Here is a 20867-nt window from a genome sequence, read left to right on the forward strand (position 1 = left end):
ATGAGCGTTCCCTTTCCGCCGATGCAGCGGCCCCTGGTCGCGATCCTGCGCGGCGTCAAGCCGGAGGAGACCGAGGCCGTCGTCGGCGTGCTGATCGAAGCCGGCATGACCGCGATCGAGATCCCCTTGAACTCGCCCGATCCGTTCCGCTCCATCGGCCTTGCGGCAAAGCTCGCGCCATCGGGCATGCTGATCGGCGCCGGCACGGTGCTGTCAGCTGCGGATGTCGATCGCCTCAACGACATCGGTGGCAGGCTGATGGTCTCGCCGAATGTCGACACCGACGTGCTGGCGCGCGCGCATCAGCACGGCATGGTGACGCTGCCCGGCGTGTTCTCGCCGACCGAGGCGCTGCTCGCGGCGCGCTCCGGCGCATCGGGCCTGAAGTTCTTCCCGGCAAGCGTGCTCGGCGCCTCCGGCATCGCCGCGATCCGCGCCGTGCTTCCCGCAGGCGTGATGATCGCCGCCGTCGGCGGCGTCTCCGATCAGAATTTTGCCGAGTACATCAAGGCCGGCGTCACCGCCTTCGGCCTCGGCTCCAGCCTCTACAAGCCCGGCATGTCGGCCGCCGATGTCGCCGCCCGCGCGAAGGTGACGATCGAGGCCTACGATCGGGCGATTGCGAAAGACTGACGCGGCAATAAACAAGCCGTGATGCCGTCACGCTGGTGCGTTGTCCTATCTTGCGTAACTTGCGAGATCAGGAGACCGACATGGCGATCAACAACATAGCCGATCTGTTCGTGGCAACGCTCGAACAGGCCGGCGTCAAGCGCATCTACGGCATTGTCGGCGACAGCCTGAATGGTCTGACCGAGGCGCTGCGCCGCCGCGGCACCATCGCATGGATCCACGTCCGCCATGAGGAGGTTGCGGCGTTCGCGGCCGCTGGCGAGGCCGAGATGACGGGCAGCCTTGCGGTCTGCGCCGGCTCCTGCGGCCCGGGCAATCTGCATCTGATCAACGGCCTGTTCGACGCGCATCGCAGCCGCGTGCCGGTGCTGGCGATCGCGGCGCAGATTCCGTCGGCCGAAATCGGCGGCGGCTACTTTCAGGAAACCCATCCGCAAAGCCTGTTTCGCGAATGCAGCCATTATTGCGAGCTGATCTCCGATCCGAGCCAGCTCCCCTTCGTGCTGGAGAATGCGATCCGCGCAGCCCTAGGCCTGCGCGGCGTTGCCGTGGTCGCGATGCCCGGCGATGTCGCGTTTCGCTCGCCGCCGAAGCGCGCGATCTCCACGGCCCGCGGGCTTGCGCTCGCCGCGCCGAAGGTCGTGCCGCAGGCCGCCGAGCTGAAGGCGCTCGCCGATCTGCTCAACGGCGCCGAGCGTATCACGCTGTTCTGCGGCCGCGGCTGCGCCGGCGCCCATGCGCCGCTGATGCAGCTTGCAGAAAGTCTGAAGAGCCCGATCGTGCACGCCCTCGGCGGCAAGGAGCATGTCGAATACGACAACCCCTACGACGTCGGCATGACCGGCTTCATCGGCTTCTCCTCCGGCTATGCCGCCATGCACGCCTGCGACGCCCTGGTGATGCTCGGCACCGACTTTCCCTACAAGCAGTTCCTCCCCACGGACGCCAAGATCGCGCAGATCGACATCCGTCCGGAAAATCTGGGACGGCGTGCCAAGATTGATCTCGGCGTCGTCGGCGACGTCAAGCTCACCATCGAAGCGCTGCTGCCGCTGCTCAAGACCAAGACGCAGCGCAGGCATCTCGACGATGCCATCGCACATTACAAGAAGGCGCGCGAAGGCCTGGACTCACTTGCGAAGGGTACGCCCGGCAGCAAACCGATCCACCCGCAATATCTGGCAAAGGTCATCAGCGACCAGGCCTCCAACGACGCCGTGTTCACGGCCGATGTCGGCACGCCCACGGTGTGGGCGGCGCGCTACCTCACCATGAACGGCCGCCGCCGGCTGATCGGCTCTTTCGTGCACGGCTCGATGGCCAACGCCATGCCGCAGGCGATCGGCGCGCAGGCCGCCCAGCCCGGCCGCCAGGTGATCTCGCTGTCGGGCGACGGCGGCTTCACCATGCTGATGGGCGATCTGATCACGCTGACGCAAGAAAAGCTGCCGGTAAAGATCGTTGTCTTCAACAATGGCGTGCTCGGCTTCGTTGCGCTGGAGATGAAGGCCGCAGGCTTCGTCGACACCAATGTCGATCTGGAGAATCCTGATTTCGCGGCGATGGCGCGCGCGATGGGCATCTTTGCAAGGCGCGTCGAGGACCCCGGCGAGCTCCCCGGCGCGATGAAGGAGATGCTGGCGCATAACGGCCCGGCGCTGCTCGATGTCGTCACCGCCAAGCAGGAGCTGTCGATGCCGCCGACCATCACGGCCGAGCAGGTCAAGGGCTTTAGCCTCTGGGTGCTGCGCGCCGTGATGAGCGGCCGCGGCGACGAGGTGATCGACCTTGCGAAGACGAACCTGCTGTCGCGTTGATCTGGGCCGAAGGGGTTGATTCACCTCTCCCGCTGGAGAGAGGTGAACAACCCTCAGCCGCGCTTTACCGACGGCGCCGGCAGCTGCTCATGGCGGCGCTGGAAGCGCTGCCAGTGCAGCACGATGCCGATCAGCGCCGCCGGCACGAAGCCGAGCAGCAGCAGCCAGAGCGGTAATTCCTTCGGCGAGATGAAGGCGATGGCGATGTCGGAGATCAGCCAGAGCGCTGCGAACATCACCGCGAAATCCGTGCGCGGGCAGCGCAGATAGTAGAACACGGCGGTGATGACGATGGCGGGCGCGATCGCAATCGCGATCATGACCGCCGTCAGCTCCTTCGGCGTCACCGCGTCGAGCACCATCGAGGCCAGCAGCCAGATGGCGGCAAACATGGCGATGATGTCGATCGGATGCCGCAAGCGAATACCTCTCGATGGAACGCTATGGTGAGGCTCCAACGTTCGACGTCAAGCCCGTTCCGTCAAGTCAAATACGCCTATTCCTCGTCGCTGCCGGGCGTCGGACGCAGCATGAAATGACCGAAGGCGGACGCAATCGGCTTGGCCGGATCGTCCTGCCAGGCCCGCGCCTCGAAGGCGACGATACGCCGTCCCTGTTTCACGATCGAGACATTGGCCATCGTGTCCAATGCCCGGCCGGAGCGCAAATAATTGACGGTGAGCCCGATCGGCTTCGGCAGCGCCGCGATGCCGAGCTCGCGCCGCACGCCAAGAATCGCCGTCGTCTCGAGGAAGGCGCCGGTCATGCCGCCATGGATCGCGGGCAGGATCGGATTGCCGATGATCCTTGGCGAGAACGGCATGGTCAGCGTGCCGTCATCATTGACGCGAATGCCGAGGGCCCGCGCGAACGGGCTGCTCGCGAACGGGCCGTCCGGATCATCAGGCGCCTCCAGCGTCGGAATGCTGCGCGAGTCCATGCGGCGGTCCGCCAGCATGTTGGTGCGATTGGCGCCGATCATGAAGCAGGCGGTGGCGGTCGCCACCGGATCGTCCTCGGTCTCCTGGTAGGCCGTGGCGCGCACGAAGGCGATCGAGCGCGTGGTGCGGTAGCAGACCGAATGCGCCTTGATGGCGAGCCCCGGCGTTGCCGGCTTCTGGTAGTCGATGCGCAGGTCCAGCGTTGCGATCGCGCTGGTGCCGTCGAGCGCCAGCTGCACCGCCATGCCGCAGCTCTCGTCCAGCATCGCGGTGACGACGCCGCCATGCAGCACGCCGGTTTCGGTGTTGCCGACGAAGACAGGGCGGTAGGGCAGGCTCGACCAGGCCTCGCCAGGCGCGAACCGGTCGAGCTGGAGCCCGCTGATATGGCCGTAATCGGAACGGCGGCCCTTGATGGCCTCGGCAAGTTCCTCGAACGGAAGTGAGGTCGATGAGTTGGACATGGTGATGTTCTAGACCAGTCGAGGCCCCGCGCAAAACCCCGCATGCGAAGCTAGCAGGCAGCTTTGGCCTCGACAGCGCCCGCTGAAGCAACGATGGTGGGCGTCCGTTCCCTGCCTCGCGAGGAGTACCCCATGGCCGATCCCGAAACACCAGCCGCCAAAGAGGGCCCCGTCACCATTTCGACCTCGAGCTCGGAGCGGGCGCCGATCATCTATTTCGACGGCGCGTCCTGCTTTGGCCATCACAACGGCGCCATCCAGATCGAGCTGGCCGCAAATCTCCTGATGCCGGTCGGCGCCGCCGTCAGGGTCGACGTGGTCCAGACCGCGCACTTACGCTGCAGCGCGGCCGCGGCGCTGGCCTTGCGCGAAGCGCTCGACAAGGCGCTCGCGATGCTCAAGCTCGGTCAGCAGCAGCCGGAGGACGCGATTCCGGCGGTGAAGAACTAGGGCCGACATTTAGACGTGTGCGTAGCCCGGATGGAGCGAAGCGTCATCCGGGAATCTTGGAGCCGCCCCCGGATTGCGCTTCGCTCCATCCGGGCTACGAAGCTGCACAGATCGGCTCTGCCTCAGCCGACATGCACCTTCGGCTTCTTGCCGCCGTTCCACTTGCCGTCCAGCGCGCGCTCGATCTGGGCGGCGAGTTGCAGCAGGAGGCCGTCATTGGCCTGCTTGGCGATGGCCTGGATGCCGAGCGGCAGGCCGTGATCTTGGGCAGCCATCGGCAGCGAGATCGCCGGGATGCCGCAGAGATTGGCGAGCGGCGTGAAGGCGAAGAAGCGCCAGAGATTGCCGAACCAGTCGAGCACGTCAGGATTATCCGAGGTGGTGAGATATTGCTTGGTGCCGACCTGCGGCGTTGGCAACGCCGTGATCGGCGTCAGGATCACGTCCCACTGCTCGAAGAAGCTGCCGAAGGCGCGCGAGGTCGTGTTGAACACGGCCTGCATCTTGGCCCGGTCGGCGAAGCTGGTGTGAAGCCCGGCTTCCCAGATCCGGATGTTCATCGGCTCGATCAGGTCTTCCGGCGGGCGCTCCAGCCCGCGTGCGGCGAGCATGTTGGAGATCACGACCGAGAAGTTCGAGATGTAGCAGGTGGTCTGCGCGGCGAAGGCGGCGCGGAAATCGAGCTCGGGCAGCGCGTAGTCGACATGATGACCGAGGCCTTCGAGGAAGCGGCCGGTCTTCTCCAGCCCGGCCTTGATCTCTGATGTCGCCGTGTAGTCGCCCCAGGTGTGAGACAGCGCGATGCGCAGTTTTGACGGATCGCGCTTGATCATCTCGCTGTAGGGCTGCGCCGTGGTCCAGAACGGCATGAACTCGCCCGGGGCGGGCCCGCGGGCATGGTCGACGAACGCCGCGGTGTCGCGCACGGTGCGCGACTGGCAGCCCTGGATCGAGACGAGGCCGGTGAGGTCGGACGTGTGCGGCGCCAGCGAGAACACGCCGCGCGAGACCTTCAGCCCGATATTGCCGTTGACGCCAGCGGGAATGCGGATCGAGCCGCCGCCATCGGTCGCGTGCGCGATCGGCACCACGCCGGCCGCGACCATCGCGGCGCTGCCCGCCGACGAGCCGCAGGTGGTGTAATCGGTATTCCAGGGATTGCGCGTGACGTAAACAGCGGGATTGTCGGCCGACGAGCATACGCCGAATTCCGGCGTCGTGGTGCGCCCGATCAGGTTGAGTCCTGCCTGGCGGAATTTGCCGGTCAGGAAGGTGTCGGCCGCGGCGCGATTGCCGCGCATCAACAGCGAGCCCATCTCCTGCAGCCGGCCCTTCATGGTCGGTCCCAGATCCTTCATCAGGAAGGGCAGGCCGGCGAAGGGGCCTGCGAGATTGGCACCATCCTTGGCGGGATCGGCGATCACGTCGTCGAACAGCTCGACCACGCCCGACAGCGTCGGATTGACCTTGGCGACGGCGGCGGCGGCCTGCCGTGCCAGCTCCTTTGCCGACAGCTCGCCCTTGCGGACGCGGGCCGCAAGGCCAACGCCATCGTGCTGCGCCCATTCGTTCCAGCTCATCGGCAAGGTCATGAAGTCAAAATCCCCTAAGATGCGGCGTCACCTTTTTCGCAAGGGCCCGCCTGAATCAACTGAGCCGGCGCGAAGGGCAGGGTTGCGCCGGGCGGAGGGGTGGCCTCTCATAAAGCATGATCCGGAAAAGTGTGAAGCGGGTTTCCCGCGACAAACGCGGAACGCGTTTGCGCTGAGATCATGCTCAAACAACAAGCTAAAGCGCGATGTCAATCGCGCTTTAGGAGAGCCGCGCGATCACCGCAACCGGGCCGCCACCGGCAGGTCCCTGATGCTCGGCGCCGCCGGAGACGTAGACCGCGCTGGTCCCGGCAAGGCCGGCGATCAGGCCGCCGACGGCCGCGCGGGCGTGGCGTGTCGAGCTGATGTCGGTGTCCTCGAGCATGGTGTGGCGGAGGCCGCGCACGGTGCCGTCAGGCGAAGCCTCCGCCTTGGCGAAGACGTTGACGAGCTCGCGGCCTGCTTTTGCCTGCGCGCCAGGCCTGATTCCGACGCTGCCCAGCGCCTCGGTCACCGCGGCGGCATCGATGGCGTCGCTCATCACGGCGTGCCCGATCTCGAATTCGCTCGCGGACGTCCCCGAATTGCCGAGCACGATGACGACGTTGTGCATCAGTTCGATCCCTGAAGAAGTCGAGGCCACCTTCGAGAACAGGTCGTAGCGCCGCAGCACGTCCTCATCGCGGATATCTGACGCGATTTCGCCGAGCGCGACTGCAACCCCGAGCGCCGAGGCGCCGCGCGAATAGGCCATCGAGCTGTAGGCGCTGATCGTCGCCGTCTTGTGGCCGCGCGCGGCGGCCGCCTCGACACGCTCGCTGGTCAGCAGCGGGCATTTGATCTGGACGAAATGAACATCAGTGGCATCGCTGATGCCGGCATCCGCCATCGCGGCCTTCACCGCGCTCGCGGTCTCGCTGATCTGTGCGGAACGGCCGAGCTCCTCGGGCAGGAAATCGCGGGTCTGTGCCATGCCGATGCTCAGGCGCTTGCCGGCGATGCCGGCGGGCGGCGTTTCGACCTGCTGGCGCGTGAACACCGTGAGGTGCGGGCTGAGCACGCCCTCGGTCCCGCCCGACATCACGAAGGCGATTCGCCGCTCGACCTCTTCAGGTGTCAGGCCGAGTTTCGGCGCCAGCGCCGCGCACAGCGCTGCGACGGCATATTCCCGGGTGAAATCATTGACGCCGCCATTGCCCTCGGTCTTGCCGAGGATCGCCAGGATCGAGGTGGGATCGATCGCGCCTTGCTGGATCAGCCGCATCAGTCCGGAGACATCGCCGGGGCCCTTGGTGGCGATCTTGAAGACGCCGACCGATGTGGTGCGCATGGAGTGTCCTATGAAGTTCGGTAGCCGGCGCGCCAGCCAGCCGCAGAACCGAGGTGGATGTCAAGGCCGTAGCCGGACGGAGCGCAGCGATATCAGGGACAACAAGCCCCGACCGTCATTCCGGGGCGCGCGTAGCGCGAACCCGGAATCCATCGTGCAGCGCGCTGTGACGGTGAATGGATTCCGGGCTCGCGCCAAGCGGCGCGCCCCGGAATGACGGGGTGGGAGCGGCTGCCGTCGGCTCCTGTTTCGTAATGCATCAAGCCATCTACTCAAAAATATTTCGCTTTACCGAAATTCGGATTTGTCGTATGTTTCGCCCATCCTGATCCGGCGAAAAGGGGCGGTCGTACGTCGTCACGAGCCGCGGATCGGGCTGCGGTGGACGCTGGCAGCGCCGTCGCGGATGTGGGACCAGGGCGGGGCAGTGGATTGAGCCGAGCCTCGTGAGGATCTCGCAAGTCGCGTTGTACGAACGGCGCTTGATGTCCTGCATCGCCTTTGGGCGGAACAGGAAAGCTTGCGTACGGCAAAACCGTGTGGTCCCGGCCGTCGTCGCTACGGTCAAGTCTTGCGGATGCGGCAGCAGCGTCAACCGGCGCGGTGCCGGTACCTTCCGCAAGGCGAGGGAGGCCAGAAGGAATTCGGCTCCCGGGAGAGCACGGCATAAGCCGTCCGACCATCGCGCAGGGAAGGCCGTGTGTTCGGCACCACCTGTATGCTGCTGTGCGGTCTCCTTGCGCTACATCTTCGCGCAGCAGACCGCGGGTGCCTGCCGGCACCCGGCCTTCCCTGCGCCCTTTGTTTGCAGAGGGAGCGAGCGCGAAGCAAAACTCGGGCGAAACACGCCGCGAGGAGGCGAGGGTGTGCCCTACGATCTGGTGTCTGGCGCAATCTATCACCGTCACCCTGAGGTGCGCGCGCTGCGGCGCGATAGCGGCGCAGAGCAAGCCTCGAAGGGCGACGGCCCGGCTGCGGTAGCGGGGCCGTACATCCTTCGAGGCTCTCCGCACGGCGTGTTGCGCCGCGCGGCTCACACCTCAGGATGACGGAGCTAAATAATGTAAGCGAAGCAAGCAAAAGCCCCCGCGCCATCCCCACGATTGTGGCGAGATCGCATCGGTCTGGCAAAAAAATCCCTTGTCGACGGTTGCGCCCCGCACCTTGATGAATCAACCTCGGTTGGTCCATAAGCGGCGTCCCGCGGCCGGATTTCGGTCTGCGTCGCGTGCTTGGGAATAGAGAGGAAATCTCGCGTGGCCAATATCAACCAGAAAATTGCGCAGGAGCTTGGGGTACGGGCGGAGCAGGTCGAGGCGGCAGTGACGCTGCTCGACGGCGGCGCCACGGTTCCCTTCATCGCGCGCTACCGCAAGGAAGCGACCGGTGCGCTCGACGACGCGCAATTGCGCACCCTGGAGGAGCGCCTGGTTTACCTGCGCGAGCTCGAGGACCGCCGCAAGGCCATCCTCGAATCGGTCCGCGAGCAGGGCAAGCTCGATGCCGCGCTGGAAGCCTCGATCATGGCCGCGGACAGCAAGGCGCGCCTCGAAGACATCTATCTGCCGTTCAAGCCGAAGCGCCGCACCAAGGCGGAGATCGCCAAGGAAGCCGGCCTCGAGCCGCTCGCCAACCAGCTCCTCGCCGAGCCCGGCAACGATCCCAAGATCGTCGCAGAAAGCTTCATCAACGCCGAGAAGGGCGTTGCCGATGCCGCCGCCGCGCTCGACGGCGCCCGCGCCATTCTGGTCGAACGCTTCGACGAGGACGCCGATCTGATCGGGGCCTTGCGCGAAGACGTGTGGAGCAATGCGCGCATGGCCTCCAAGGTGCGCGACGGCAAGAAGACCGAGGGCGAAAAATTCGCCGACTATTTCGACTTCTCCGAGCCGCTGACGAAACTTCCCTCGCATAGAATTTTGGCGATGTTCCGCGGCGAGAAGGAAGAGATCCTCGATCTCCAGATCCAGGCCGAGGAAGCGCCGCCCGCCGGCGTGCCAGGCGCCTACGAGCTGAAGATCATGAAGCGGTTCGGCATCGCCGACCTCAAGCGTCCCGGCGACCGCTGGCTGATCGACACCGTGCGCTGGGCTTGGCGCACCAAGATCCAGGTGCATCTCAACATCGATTTGCGCATGCGGCTGTGGAACGCGGCCGAGACCGAGGCCGTGCGCGTGTTCGCCTCGAACCTGCGCGACCTGCTGCTGGCGGCGCCCGCCGGCACCCGTGTCACCATGGGGCTCGATCCCGGCTACCGCACCGGCGTCAAGGTTGCTGTCGTCGATGCCACCGGCAAGGTGGTCGACACCACCGCGATCTATCCGCACGAGCCGCAGCGGCAGTGGAACGAGTCGCTGGCAACGCTCGGCCGGCTCGCGATCAAGCACCGCGTCGAGCTGATCGCGATCGGCAACGGCACCGCCTCGCGCGAGACCGACAAGCTCGCGACCGAGCTGGTCAAAGGTCTCCCCGAGCTGAAGATGAGCAAGATCGTGGTGTCGGAAGCGGGCGCGTCGGTCTATTCCGCCTCGGCCTTCGCATCGGAGGAATTGCCGGGCCTCGACGTCACGCTCCGCGGCGCGGTCTCGATCGCCCGCCGCTTGCAGGATCCGCTCGCCGAGCTCGTCAAGATCGAGCCCAAGGCGATCGGCGTCGGCCAGTATCAGCACGATCTCGGCCAGGCCAAGCTCGCCAAATCACTCGATGCCGTGGTCGAAGACTGCGTGAACGCGGTTGGCGTCGACGTCAACACCGCCTCTGCGCCGCTGCTCGCGCGCGTGTCGGGCGTCGGCTCGGGCCTCGCCCAGAGCATCGTGGCGCATCGCGACGCCAACGGCCCGTTCAAGTCGCGCAAGGCGCTGAAGGATGTGCCGCGCCTCGGTCCAAAGGCGTTCGAGCAGTGCGCGGGCTTTTTGCGCATCCTCGGTGGCGAGGACCCGCTCGATGCTTCCGGCGTGCATCCGGAAGCCTATCCGGTGGTGCGCCGCATCCTCGCGGCGACCAAGAGCGACATCAAGGCGCTGATCGGCTCGAGCGAAATCGTGCGCACCTTGAAGCCGAAGGATTTCGTCGACGAGACCTTTGGTCTGCCGACCGTCACCGACATCTTGAAGGAACTGGAAAAGCCCGGCCGCGATCCGCGTCCGGCATTCAAGGCCGCGGTGTTCAAGGAGGGCGTCGAGGAGATCAAGGACCTTCAGAAGGGCATGATCCTGGAGGGTACCGTGACCAACGTCGCCGCCTTCGGGGCCTTCGTCGATATCGGCGTGCACCAGGACGGCCTGGTACACATCTCGGCGATGTCCAAGACCTTCATCAAGGATCCGCGCGAGGTGGTGAAGCCCGGCGACATCGTCAAGGTCAAGGTGCTGGACTTCGAGGTCGCCCGTAAACGCATCTCGCTGACGCTGCGCCTCGACGACGAGGTTGGGCCTAAGAAGGACGCTCCCGGCATGCAGCGCGACAACACGCGCAACACCAACCGCGTGATGTCGTCGGTCCCCCGCAAGCAGGAATCCTCCAGCGGCGGGGGTGCGCTCGCCGAGGCGATGCGCCGGGCCGCGGAGAAGAACAACGGCAAGCGGGCGTGACATCTTAACTTCTCCCCGCTCTTCGGCGGGGAGAGCATGCATCCTAACATCCGCGTCAGAATCTGGCGCGCTTGTAAGTTGAAGCTGCCCGTCCGTTCCTCTCTGATCCCTCCGGTGCGGCAGCGATATCGCCGCGCAGCACGGAGGATGCTTCGATGGACAACAGGCTTCTCAAGGGCCTCGCTGCGGGAGCGATCGCTGCAGCGATGGCGCTGGGCTCACCGGTGCTGGCCCGAGGTGGCGGCGGAGGCGGCGGAGGCGGCGGTCACGGCGGCTTCGGCGGTGGTGGCCACTTCGGTGGCGGCGGCATGCGCGCCGGCGGCTTCGGCGGCATGCATGTCGGCGGCATGGGCGGTGCACACTTCGCCCATGTCGGTGGGCCGGGCTTCGGCGGAGCTCGCTTCGCGCATGTCGGCGGACCTGGCTTCGGTGGCGTGCGTTTCGCCCATGCGGCGATCGGGCCGCGCTTCGTCGGCGGCGGCTGGCACGGCAGGCCCTTCATCGGCCGCCACGCCTTCTTCTTCCGGCATCATCGCTTCCACCGGTTTGCCGTGTTCGGCGCGCCCTTCTACTACGCCAACTATTACGACGACGGCTGTTGGCGCAGGAGCTGGACGCCCTATGGCTGGCAATGGGTCAATGTGTGCGGGGACAGTTGGTACTAGCATCGCCGGTCCGCACCATTGTCGCGATCGCCACCGGGTGGTTCCGCTCAGCCCCGGAACGGGATAATCTGGTGGCGATCGTCGCGCGGAGTTTGTCATGACCGGAGGCCATCGCCGCATCCTTGTCGTCGAGGACGATCCGGAAACCGCAGGCCAGCTCGTCGAGGAACTGACGACATCAGGCTATGAGGTCGATCTCGCTGCCACAGGGCGCGAAGCCCTCAGCCACGGCGCCGCACGCGACTATGCCGTCATCACCATCGACCGCATGCTGCCCGACATCGATGGCATCACCGTGATGCGGCAGATGCGCGACGACGGCGTTGCCTCGCCGTTCCTGATCATCTCCGCACTCGGCGAGGTCGACGAGCGCGTGCGCGGCTTGCGTGCCGGCGGCGACGATTACCTCGTCAAGCCGTTTTCCTTCGTCGAGCTGCTCGCGCGCCTCGAGGCCCTCGGCCGCCGCAGCGAGACCATCGCCAAGGAAACGATCCTGCGCGTCGGCGACCTCGCCGTCGATTTGATCGCGCGCAATGCCAGCCGGCGCGGCCGCAAGATCCCGCTGTTGCCGCGCGAATTCCAATTGCTCGAATATCTCGTCCGCAATGAAGGCCGCGTCGTCTCCCGCGCGATGCTGCTGCAGCACGTCTGGGACCTGCATTTCGATCCCTCCACCAACATCATCGACGTCTATGTCGGACGCGTCCGCCGCAAGGTCGACGATGCCCAGGCCTATCCATTGATTCACACCATCCGCGGCATCGGATATTGCCTCCGTGCTCCTGGCTAACACGCTCCGGTCCTCGACCTTCCGCCTGGCACTGATCGCGATTGCGATCTTCGGCCTGATCGTCGCGGCGATCATGGCTTACGTCTATGTCGGCACGCTCGCTTATGTGCGCAGCCGCGTCGGCGATGCCGGCGACCACTCCGGCTTCGTCGCGATGCTCGAGCTGGCGACGATCGCCGTCGCCGTGCTGCTGGTCGTGCTGTCGGGCGTCGCGGCCGTGCTGGTGACGCGGCGCACGGTCGGACGTATCGAGGAGATCAATGCCACCAGCCGCGCCATCATGCTCTCGGGCCTCGACCGGCGCATTCCCTTGCGCGGCAGCCATGACGAATGGGACCGCGTCGCCGAAAACCTCAACCAGATGCTCGATCGCATCGAGACGCTGATGGGCGAGGTCAAGCAGGTCAGCGACAATGTCGCCCACGATCTGCGCACGCCGCTGACGCGGATGCGGGGCCGGCTGGAAAAGGCCTATCATGCTCCGCGCAACGATGCGGCCGATGCCGCCCTGATCGGCGACACCATCGCCGACCTCGATGCCGTGCTCGGGATGTTCGCCTCGATCACCCGGATCTCGGAGATCGAGACGCGCGCCCGCCGCAGCGCGTTTCGCCCGCTCAATCTGGCCGAGATCGCCGGCGAGGTGGTTGAACTCTACGACGCCGCTGCCGAGCAGGTCGCAACGCGCCTGAGCCTCACTGGCGAGCGCGAGGTCGCCGTCACAGGCGACCGCGACCTGCTGTTCGACGCCATCGCCAATCTGGTCGACAACGCCATCAAGCATGGCCGCCCAGGTGGAAAGGTGACGGTGATCTGCCAAGGCACCGAGAGCGGCGCCTCGATTACGATCGCCGACGATGGCGAGGGCATTCCGGCCGACCAGCGCGACCACGTATTCAAGCGCTTCTATCGGCTCGAGCAGAGCCGCTACACCCCGGGCAACGGTCTGGGGCTGAGTCTGGTCGCGGCCGTGGCCCGCCTCCATGGCGCCGAGATCATGTTGCATGACAATGGTCCGGGCTTGAAGGTCCGCCTCGATTTTCCGCCGCACCGGCCCGGCACCCAACTTGCATGATCGTAAATGTATCGCGTGAGAGTCCTGCCATGCCAAGCCCGCCTGATCTCGTCATCACCAACGCGCGCATGCGCAGCCGTGAGCTTGTCGACATCGCGATTACCGACGGCGTGATCACGGCGATCAGCGACCGGCTCGATCACGCCGCGCAATCCGTCATCGATGCCGGAGGCGGCCTGGTGACGCCGGCGTTCGTCAATCCACATCTGCATCTTTGCAAGGTCTGGACCTTGCCGATGATGTCGGAGGCGGCGCTGGAGGCCTATCAGGGCGCCGACATGAGCGAGACAGGGAAGGCGATCGAACTCGCGGCGGTGGTCAAGAGCAAGTACGACGCCTCCTGGATCATTCCGAACGCGCGGCGCGCGGTGGCGCTTGCGGCGCTCCACGGCAATCTCCATATCCGTGCCTTCGCCGATGTCGACACCAAGGCGAGGCTCGAGGGCGTCAAGGCGCTGCTCGCCATCCGCGAGGAGTTTCGCGGCATCGTCGAGATCCAGGTGGTCGCGTTCCCGCAGGATGGCCTGTTGCGCGATCGAGGGGCCGACGGCCTGATGCGCGAGGCGATGGCATCGGGGGCCGATATCGTCGGCGGCATCCCCTGGATCGAGGCCAACGAGCAGGACATGCGCCGCCACATCGATTTCTGCTTCGACCTTGCCGCCGAGCACGGCGCCGATATCTCGATGCTGCTCGACGACGTCGGCGATGCCAATATGCGCACGCTCGGCATGATGGCGCGCGCGGTGATCGCGCGTGGCATGGAGGGCCGGGCGCTCGCTCATCATTGCCGCGCCATGGCGCTCTATCCCGAGAACTATCTTCGCGAGCTGATGGTCCTGCTCGGGAAGGCCCGTATCAGCGTCGTCAGCGACCCCCACACCGGCCCGCTGCATGCGCGGGTCAAGGAGCTGCTGGGCGCCGGGATCAATGTCTGTCTCGGCCAGGACGATATTTCCGACGCCTATTATCCGCTCGGCCGCAACAACATGCTGGAGGTGGCGTTCCTGGCCTCGCACCTGCTGTGGATGACGAAGAAGAGCGAGCTCGAGACGCTCTACGACATGATCACCACGCGCGCCGCCGCGGCGCTCGGCCTCGAGCGCTACGGCCTCGGCCTCGGCTGCGCAGCCAATCTCGTCATCCTCGACCAGGGCGACGTAACCGAGGCATTGCGCTTTCATGCGCCGCCGCGTGTCGTCATCAGCCATGGCCGCGTTGTCGATACTGACCGCATGCGCGCGCTCGCGGAGGCTGCAATTGTCCCCTGAGGCGCGCTGCTCAGAGCTCGATCACGCCGCGGCGCGCCGCGTGTGCCACCGCATCGGTGCGGCCGGTCGCATCCAGCTTGTCGAGCAGCGAGCCGACGTGGAATTTCACGGTATGCACGGAGATGTTGAGCTGGCGCGCGATCATCTTGTTGGAGGCGCCTTCGGCCATCAGCGCCAGCACGTCGAGCTCGCGCTGCGTCAGCGCGATATCCTCGGGCATGACACGCGGATCGCGGGCGACGATCGTCGCATTGGCGGCCTCGCCGGGCGCGGCAACGCGAAGCCCCGCGACACTGCCGAGCAGTGTCGCGAGGCGGTCGGCGAGCGCTGGATCGTCGATCTCGAGCGACAGCACGATATCAGGCGAGATGTCCGCGCTCACGCCTCGGGCCTCTCGCCGATCGTGACCCTGAAGCTCGCAGGTTCGCCGCCACGGCGGACCGCAACATCGACCACCCGGCCGACGCTGGCGGGTCCCAGCGTCCGCAACAATGCGCGCACGCCTGATAGCTTCTGGTCGTTGACCGCCACGATCACGTCGCCCTGGCGGATGCCGGCGCTGGCCGCTGGACCGGCCTTGTCGACATTCATCACCATCGCGCCGATGCCGTCATCGAGCCGCAGCGGCTGCAGTCCGAGCCCGAGATATCCCCGCGCAATGCGGCCGCGCGTCTCCAGCTGGGCTGCGACCCGCTCGATCGTCGCCGTCGGAATCACCAGCACGCGCCGCGGTCCGAGCACGGCCATGCCAAAGGCCTCGCCGGAAGCATCGAGGGCAAGGCCGCCCTCCTGGCTCGAACGGAGACGAACATCGAGCTCGATCCGCGCATCGATCTCGCCGCCGCGCAAGGAGCGCCAGCCCTGGCCTGAGACGGATACCATCCCCAGCGCCGCACTCGGCGCATCCCTGTTGGTGGCGACCACGACGGAGAGCGCACCGAGAGCGGGCACAGTCGCGGCCAGCTTGACCGGGGCAATATTGGTTTCAGCGCGTAGCAGCGCGATATCGGTCGTGTGGTCGCGGCCGACGATCGTGGCGGCAACCGTGCCGCCATCGGCGAGCACGATCTGGACATCGCCCTCGTCGGCCAGCGCCTCGTCGGCGGTGACGATCAGGCCGGGCTTCCAGACGAAGCCGGTCGAGCCGGAGCGATGCGAATGGACTGAGACAACGGACGGCGCGATCCGCGCCACGACATCCGCCAGCGCCGATGACAGCGAGGTGAGGGGGGTGAGGTCGGTCATGAAGGGCTCCCTAAGCTGTCCTCAATCTGGTACCTCGCGGGCGATTGCGAAACTGGCCGGGTGGCCAGTCCTTCAGGGCCGTAGCCGACCAACATGTGATTGGGAACCCCTCACGGCAACGTGTAGCAATCTCCCAATTGCGCCTGACGGCCCCAAACCATTTTCAGCGAGCCCCGACCGATGACCATCGACCTCACCCGCCGCACCCTGCTTCAACTGGCCGGCGCCAGCTCGCTCGCGATGGCTGCGGCCGGCGCGGCGCGCGCCGAGGGCAATCCGCAAGGCGGTGGGCCAACCTACGCCAGTCGCACGCCGATGCGGATCGGCATGGTGACGCTGCGGGTGAAAAATCTCGATAAGGTGGCCGATTACTACCGCGACGTGATCGGGCTTACCGTGATGGAGCGCTCAGGCAGCGCCGCGAAGCTCGGCACATCAGGTATCACGCTGCTGGTGCTGGAAGCTCGTCCCCACGCCGCGATCGAGCCGCACAACGCCGCCGGCCTCTACCACACCGCCTTCCTGATGCCGACGCGAAAAGACCTCGCGCGCTGGCTGGTCCATGCCGCCTCGCATCGGGTGCCGCTGTCGGGCTTTGCCGATCATCTCGTCAGCGAATCCGTCTATCTCGACGACCCCGAAGGCAACGGCATCGAGGTCTATGCCGACCGCGATCCCTCGCAATGGCAGTGGAGCGAGGGCAGCGTGAAGATGGCGACCGACGAGCTCAACATTCCCGACCTGCTGTCGCTGACCAACACGCGCGTCAGCGACTATGCCAGGGCGCCGGATGGCCTGCGCGTCGGCCACATGCATTTGCGCGTCGGCGATCTTGCGCAGGCGCAGAGTTTTTACCATGGCGCTGTCGGCCTCGACCCGACCCGCAGCCGGGGCGGCGCCGCGTTCCTGTCGTCCGGGCGCTATCACCACCATCTCGGCATGAACGTCTGGCAGAGCGAGGGCGCCGGCCAGCGCGACGATGCGATGACCGGACTCGCCTGGTTCTCGCTGGTGACGGAAAAGCAGGACATCCTCGCCGCGCAGGAAGAGCGCCTGCGCAAGGGCGGCGCGCGCGTCGTGCAACTGCCTGACGGCGTCGAGGCCGTCGATCCCTGGGGCACGCGGGTGCGATTGCTGAAGGTGTGAGCGGCTGGCGTGCTTGCTGGCAACAGGACCCCATGGTAGCACGCGACGGATCGTGCGCCTGCCAGACTGGACTCAGCTTTCCCCGGACATATTCCCGACATGACCGATTTTCGCGGCGTCTTCCCCTATCTCGTCTCGCCCGTCAGCGCTGACGGCACGGTGCGGACCGATGTGCTCGCAAGGCTCTGCGACGATCTGATCGGCGCCGGTGTGCACGGGCTGACACCGCTGGGCTCGACCGGTGAGTTCGCCTATCTCAATGCTGCGCAGCGGATGGCGGTGGTGCAGACCACGATCGAGGCTTCGAAACGCCGCGTGCCCGTGGTGGCGGGCGTCGCCTCAACCTCGACAGCCGATGCGGTGGCGCAGGCGCAGGCCTATCAAAAGCTTGGTGCCGACGGCATCCTGGCAATCCTCGAAGCGTATTTCCCGCTTCCTGACGCCCAGGTCGAATCCTATTTCCGCAGCATCGCCGATGCCGTGGACATTCCCGTCGTCATCTACACCAATCCGCAATTCCAGCGCTCCGACCTCACTCTCGACGTCATCGCGCGCCTCGCCGAGCATCCGCGCATCGGCTACATCAAGGACGCCTCGACCAACACCGGGCGGCTGCTCTCGATCATGAACCGCTGCGGCGATTCCTTGCGCGTGTTCTCGGCCTCCGCCCATATCCCGGCGGCGGTGATGCTGATCGGTGGCCTCGGCTGGATGGCGGGGCCGGCCTGCATCATCCCGCGCCAGAGCGTTGCGCTCTACGACCTTTGCCGGGCGGGCCGCTGGGACGAGGCCATGGCACTGCAGCGCCGGCTGTGGCGCATCAACGAGGCCTTCGCACGCTTCAACCTTGCCGCCTGCATCAAGGCTGGCCTTGCGATCCAGGGCTACGACGTCGGCGATCCCATCCCGCCCCAGGCGCCGCTCACGGCCGATGCGCGCAGGGTGGTGGAAGCGGCGCTCAAAGAGTTGGCCTAGGCCTATCCGAAGTCGTCATGGCCGGGCTTGTCCCGGCCATCCACGCCTCGCCGCGCGAAAGAACGTGGATGCCCGGGACAAGCCCGGGCATGACGAATCCGTGGGTGCACATGCCGTAGGGTGGGCAAAGCGGAGCGTGCCCACGACTTTTGTCACTGTCCAAAAAGATCGTGGGCACGGCGCAAGCGCGCCTTTGCCCACCCTACGGAATCACAGCTTGACGGGACGGCATGATGAAATCGCGGATATTCCGCCCAAAACCGCGGCTGGTCTCGCATGGCTCGATCCGCTAAAAGGCTGCCCGCGTTTCAAGAGACCCTGAGGACCCCACGGAATGAACATTCTTCCCGGCAATTTGCGTTTCGGAGCGGGCCAGCCCGTCAAGCGTTTGGAAGACCAGCGGCTGCTCACCGGGAAGGGGCAATTCATCGACGACAAGCCGGAAGATGGCGCGCTGTGGTTGCACGTGCTGCGCTCGCCGCACGCGCACGCGAAGATCATCTCGATCGACACCGGCGCTGCCGCGTCGATGCCTGGCGTCACCGCGATCTACACCGGCGCCGATCTGATCAAGGATGACGTCGGCACCATTCCGACGCTCAGCATCTTCAAGCGCCCCGACGGCAAGCCGATGACGGTGCCGCCGCGGCGACTGCTCGCTCATGACGTGGTGCGTTACACCGGCGAGGCGGTGGTGGCAGTGGTGGCGTCGTCGCGTGCGGAGGCCCAGAGCGCGGCCGAGGCGATTGTGGTCGAATACGACGTGCAGCCCGCCGTGGTCGATCCCGTCGAGGCCGTCAAGCCCGGTGCGCCGGTGGTGTGGCCTGAAGCGCCCGACAACATTGTCGGCGCGATGAGCTATGGCGACGCCGCCAAGGTGGACGAGGCCTTCGCCAAGGCCGCGCACACCGTCGAGCTCGATCTCGTCAGCCAGCGTCTGGTGCCCTCCGCCATGGAGCCGCGCTCGACCATCGCCGAGATCGACAAGACCGGCCGCCTGCTGCTGCATGTGCAGTCGCAGACCCCGGCCTCGACCCGCGACGTGCTCGCCGAAGCCGTGCTGAAGCGTCCCAAGGACAGCGTGCGCGTGCTGGTCGGCGATATCGGCGGCGGCTTTGGCCAGAAGACCAACCTCTATCCGGAAGACGGCATCGTCGCCTATGTCGCGACCAAGCTGAACAAGAAGATCCGCTGGCGCGGCGACCGCACCGACGAGTTCGTCGGTGGCACCCATGGCCGCGATCTCACTTCGACGGCGTCCTTCGCACTGGACGAGAAAGGCAAGGTGCTGGCGTATCGCGTCAAGTCGATCGGTTGCACCGGCGCGTACTCGTCGGGCGCCGCCAACATCATCCCGCTGGTGCTCGGGCCGTTCGTACAGACCGGCGTCTACGATCTGCCGCTGGTGCATTTCGAGGTCAAGTCGGTGATGACCCATACCGCGCCGGTGGGTGCCTATCGTGGCGCTGGCCGCCCCGAGGCCGTCTTCATCGTCGAGCGCCTGTTTGACGCGGCCGCGCGAAAAATCGGCATGGATCCGCGCGCAATCCGGAAGGCAAACTACATCAAGCCCGGTCAACTGCCCTACACCAATGCAGTCGGGCAGGTTTACGATTCCGGTGCCTTCGCGCACATGCTCGATCGGGCCGCGAAGCTTGCAGACTGGGACGGCTTTGTCGCGCGCAAGAAGGCCGCGAAGAAGAAGGGCCTGCTTTATGGTCGTGGCCTCACGTCGTACATCGAATGGACCGGCGGCCGCGCCCATACCGAGAAGGTCAGCCTGCACGCGACCGCGCAGGGCCGCGTCGTCCTGCATTCCGGCACCATGGCGATGGGGCAGGGGCTGCAGACCACCTACACCCAGATGATCTCCGACACGCTCGGGATCGCCATGGACAAGATCGACGTCGTGCAGGGTGACACGGATCTCGCGATGGGTTTTGGCAGCGTCGGCTCGCGTTCGCTGTTCGTCGGGGGCACTGCCGTTGCGGTCTCCTCCAACGATCTGATCCAGAAGGCGCGCGAAAAGGCGGCCAACGTGCTGGAGACTTCGATCGAGGACATCGAATATCAGGGCGGCATGCTCACCGTGGTCGGCACCGACCGCCGCATCAGCCTGTTCGATCTCGCGGAGAAGGAGACCGGCGCCAGGCTCAGCGTCGATTCCGAAGGTGAGGTTGACGGGCCGAGCTGGCCGAACGGGACGCATATCTGCGAGGTCGAGATCGACCCTGAGACTGGCGTGTCCAAGGTCGTGCGCTACACCACCGTCGACGATGTCGGCGTTGCCGTGAACCCGATGCTGGTGACAGGGCAGATCCATGGCGGCGTCGCGCAAGGCATCGGCCAGGCGTTGTATGAAGGCGTCTCCTACGATGCCGACGGCCAGCTCCTCACCGCCAGCTACCAGGACTATTGCATCCCGCGCGCCGACGACGTGCCGCCGATCGTGGTGACGCTGGATGATTCCGCGCCCTGCCGCACCAATCCGCTCGGCGCCAAGGGCTGCGGCGAATCCGGCGCCATCGGCGGCCCGCCTTGCGTGACCAACGGCGTGATGGACGCACTCGCCGAACTCGGCATCACCCAGCTCAACACGCCACTGACGCCGCAGAAGATCTGGAAGGCGATCAGGGACGCGAAGACGAGTGCTCAGTCGGCTTAGGCCGAACCGTCGCGGCAAACACAATTGTCGTCCCGGACCAGCGCGCCACAGGCGCGCGCCGATCCGGGACCAATAACCACTGAATTGCGTAGTTGCACGAACTAGCAACTCCGAGTCTTCGCAAAACGATGGCTGCGGAGTATGGGTCGCGGATCTGCGCTTAGGCTGGTCCGGGACGGTCGCGAGTATTGGGAGCGAAGACGCGCCACATTAGACGC

Annotated in this window: 17 protein-coding genes; 11 read left to right on the top strand and 6 right to left on the bottom strand. The window is 65.9% G+C overall.

Annotation, left to right across the window (positions count from 1 at the left end; all coding sequences use genetic code 11):
* Positions 1–633 (top strand): 2-dehydro-3-deoxy-6-phosphogalactonate aldolase, encoded by a 633-nt coding sequence (locus XH80_RS09615; protein WP_271598388.1) that lies wholly within the window; start codon positions 1–3, stop codon positions 631–633.
* Between the two features lie 80 nt (positions 634–713).
* Positions 714–2450: a ubiquinone-dependent pyruvate dehydrogenase gene (gene poxB, locus XH80_RS09620; protein ID WP_271598389.1), complete on the top strand. Its 1737-nt coding sequence runs from the start codon at positions 714–716 to the stop codon at positions 2448–2450.
* 53 nt (positions 2451–2503) lie between these two features.
* On the opposite strand, the gene XH80_RS09625 is transcribed toward poxB, so the two are convergent.
* The gene (locus XH80_RS09625) at positions 2504–2869 is read right to left on the bottom strand and encodes a hypothetical protein (protein ID WP_271598390.1); all 366 of its coding nucleotides are present in this window, start codon (positions 2867–2869) and stop codon (positions 2504–2506) included.
* A 77-nt stretch (positions 2870–2946) separates the two neighbouring features.
* On the bottom strand, positions 2947–3855 hold the full coding sequence (locus tag XH80_RS09630; protein ID WP_271598391.1) for a PaaI family thioesterase: 909 nt from the start codon (positions 3853–3855) through the stop codon (positions 2947–2949).
* A gap of 132 nt (positions 3856–3987) precedes the next feature.
* On the opposite strand from XH80_RS09630, the gene XH80_RS09635 reads away from it, so the two are divergent.
* On the top strand, positions 3988–4305 hold the full coding sequence (locus tag XH80_RS09635) for a hypothetical protein (protein WP_271598392.1): 318 nt from the start codon (positions 3988–3990) through the stop codon (positions 4303–4305).
* A 122-nt stretch (positions 4306–4427) separates the two neighbouring features.
* On the opposite strand, the gene XH80_RS09640 is transcribed toward XH80_RS09635, so the two are convergent.
* Together XH80_RS09640 and XH80_RS09645 are read right to left on the bottom strand one after the other, a co-directional pair.
* Positions 4428–5897 carry an amidase gene (locus XH80_RS09640; protein ID WP_271598393.1) on the bottom strand — a complete coding sequence of 490 codons (1470 nt, stop codon included), beginning with the start codon at positions 5895–5897 and terminating at the stop codon, positions 4428–4430.
* 220 nt (positions 5898–6117) lie between these two features.
* Positions 6118–7227: a ring-opening amidohydrolase gene (locus XH80_RS09645; protein WP_271598394.1), complete on the bottom strand. Its 1110-nt coding sequence runs from the start codon at positions 7225–7227 to the stop codon at positions 6118–6120.
* Between the two features lie 1256 nt (positions 7228–8483).
* Here XH80_RS09645 and XH80_RS09650 point away from each other — a divergent pair.
* The 5 genes from XH80_RS09650 (at position 8484) to XH80_RS09670 (ending at position 14618) form a co-directional block, all read left to right on the top strand.
* Positions 8484–10817, top strand: a complete 2334-nt coding sequence (locus tag XH80_RS09650; protein ID WP_271598395.1) for a Tex family protein — start codon at positions 8484–8486, stop codon at positions 10815–10817.
* A gap of 155 nt (positions 10818–10972) precedes the next feature.
* Complete coding sequence (locus tag XH80_RS09655; protein ID WP_271598396.1) at positions 10973–11482, top strand: hypothetical protein; 510 nt, start codon at positions 10973–10975, stop codon at positions 11480–11482.
* 97 nt (positions 11483–11579) lie between these two features.
* Complete coding sequence (locus tag XH80_RS09660; protein ID WP_057744614.1) at positions 11580–12272, top strand: response regulator transcription factor; 693 nt, start codon at positions 11580–11582, stop codon at positions 12270–12272.
* Complete coding sequence (locus tag XH80_RS09665) at positions 12259–13347, top strand: sensor histidine kinase (protein ID WP_271598397.1); 1089 nt, start codon at positions 12259–12261, stop codon at positions 13345–13347. The genes XH80_RS09660 and XH80_RS09665 overlap by 14 nt, the downstream gene beginning before the upstream one ends.
* Positions 13348–13376: 29 nt before the next feature.
* The gene (locus XH80_RS09670) at positions 13377–14618 is read left to right on the top strand and encodes an amidohydrolase family protein (protein ID WP_271598398.1); all 1242 of its coding nucleotides are present in this window, start codon (positions 13377–13379) and stop codon (positions 14616–14618) included.
* Positions 14619–14628: 10 nt separating this feature from the next.
* On the opposite strand, the gene XH80_RS09675 is transcribed toward XH80_RS09670, so the two are convergent.
* Together XH80_RS09675 and XH80_RS09680 are read right to left on the bottom strand one after the other, a co-directional pair.
* A complete protein-coding gene (locus XH80_RS09675; RefSeq protein WP_271598399.1) occupies positions 14629–15000 on the bottom strand; it encodes a response regulator transcription factor in 372 nt (123 codons plus the stop codon).
* Positions 14997–15863 (bottom strand): S1C family serine protease, encoded by an 867-nt coding sequence (locus XH80_RS09680; RefSeq protein WP_271598400.1) that lies wholly within the window; start codon positions 15861–15863, stop codon positions 14997–14999. The genes XH80_RS09675 and XH80_RS09680 overlap by 4 nt, the downstream gene beginning before the upstream one ends.
* A 180-nt stretch (positions 15864–16043) precedes the next feature.
* On the opposite strand from XH80_RS09680, the gene XH80_RS09685 reads away from it, so the two are divergent.
* The 3 genes from XH80_RS09685 to XH80_RS09695 all read left to right on the top strand — a co-directional run bounded on the left by XH80_RS09685 (position 16044) and on the right by XH80_RS09695 (position 20649).
* On the top strand, positions 16044–17009 hold the full coding sequence (locus tag XH80_RS09685; protein ID WP_271598401.1) for a VOC family protein: 966 nt from the start codon (positions 16044–16046) through the stop codon (positions 17007–17009).
* Positions 17010–17108: 99 nt separating this feature from the next.
* The gene (locus XH80_RS09690; RefSeq protein ID WP_271598402.1) at positions 17109–17984 is read left to right on the top strand and encodes a dihydrodipicolinate synthase family protein; all 876 of its coding nucleotides are present in this window, start codon (positions 17109–17111) and stop codon (positions 17982–17984) included.
* A gap of 334 nt (positions 17985–18318) precedes the next feature.
* Complete coding sequence (locus XH80_RS09695; protein WP_271598403.1) at positions 18319–20649, top strand: xanthine dehydrogenase family protein molybdopterin-binding subunit; 2331 nt, start codon at positions 18319–18321, stop codon at positions 20647–20649.
* Positions 20650–20867: the final 218 nt, after the last annotated feature.

The organism is Bradyrhizobium sp. CCBAU 45384, assembly GCF_028128665.1.
GTDB classification, from domain to species: domain Bacteria; phylum Pseudomonadota; class Alphaproteobacteria; order Rhizobiales; family Xanthobacteraceae; genus Bradyrhizobium; species Bradyrhizobium manausense.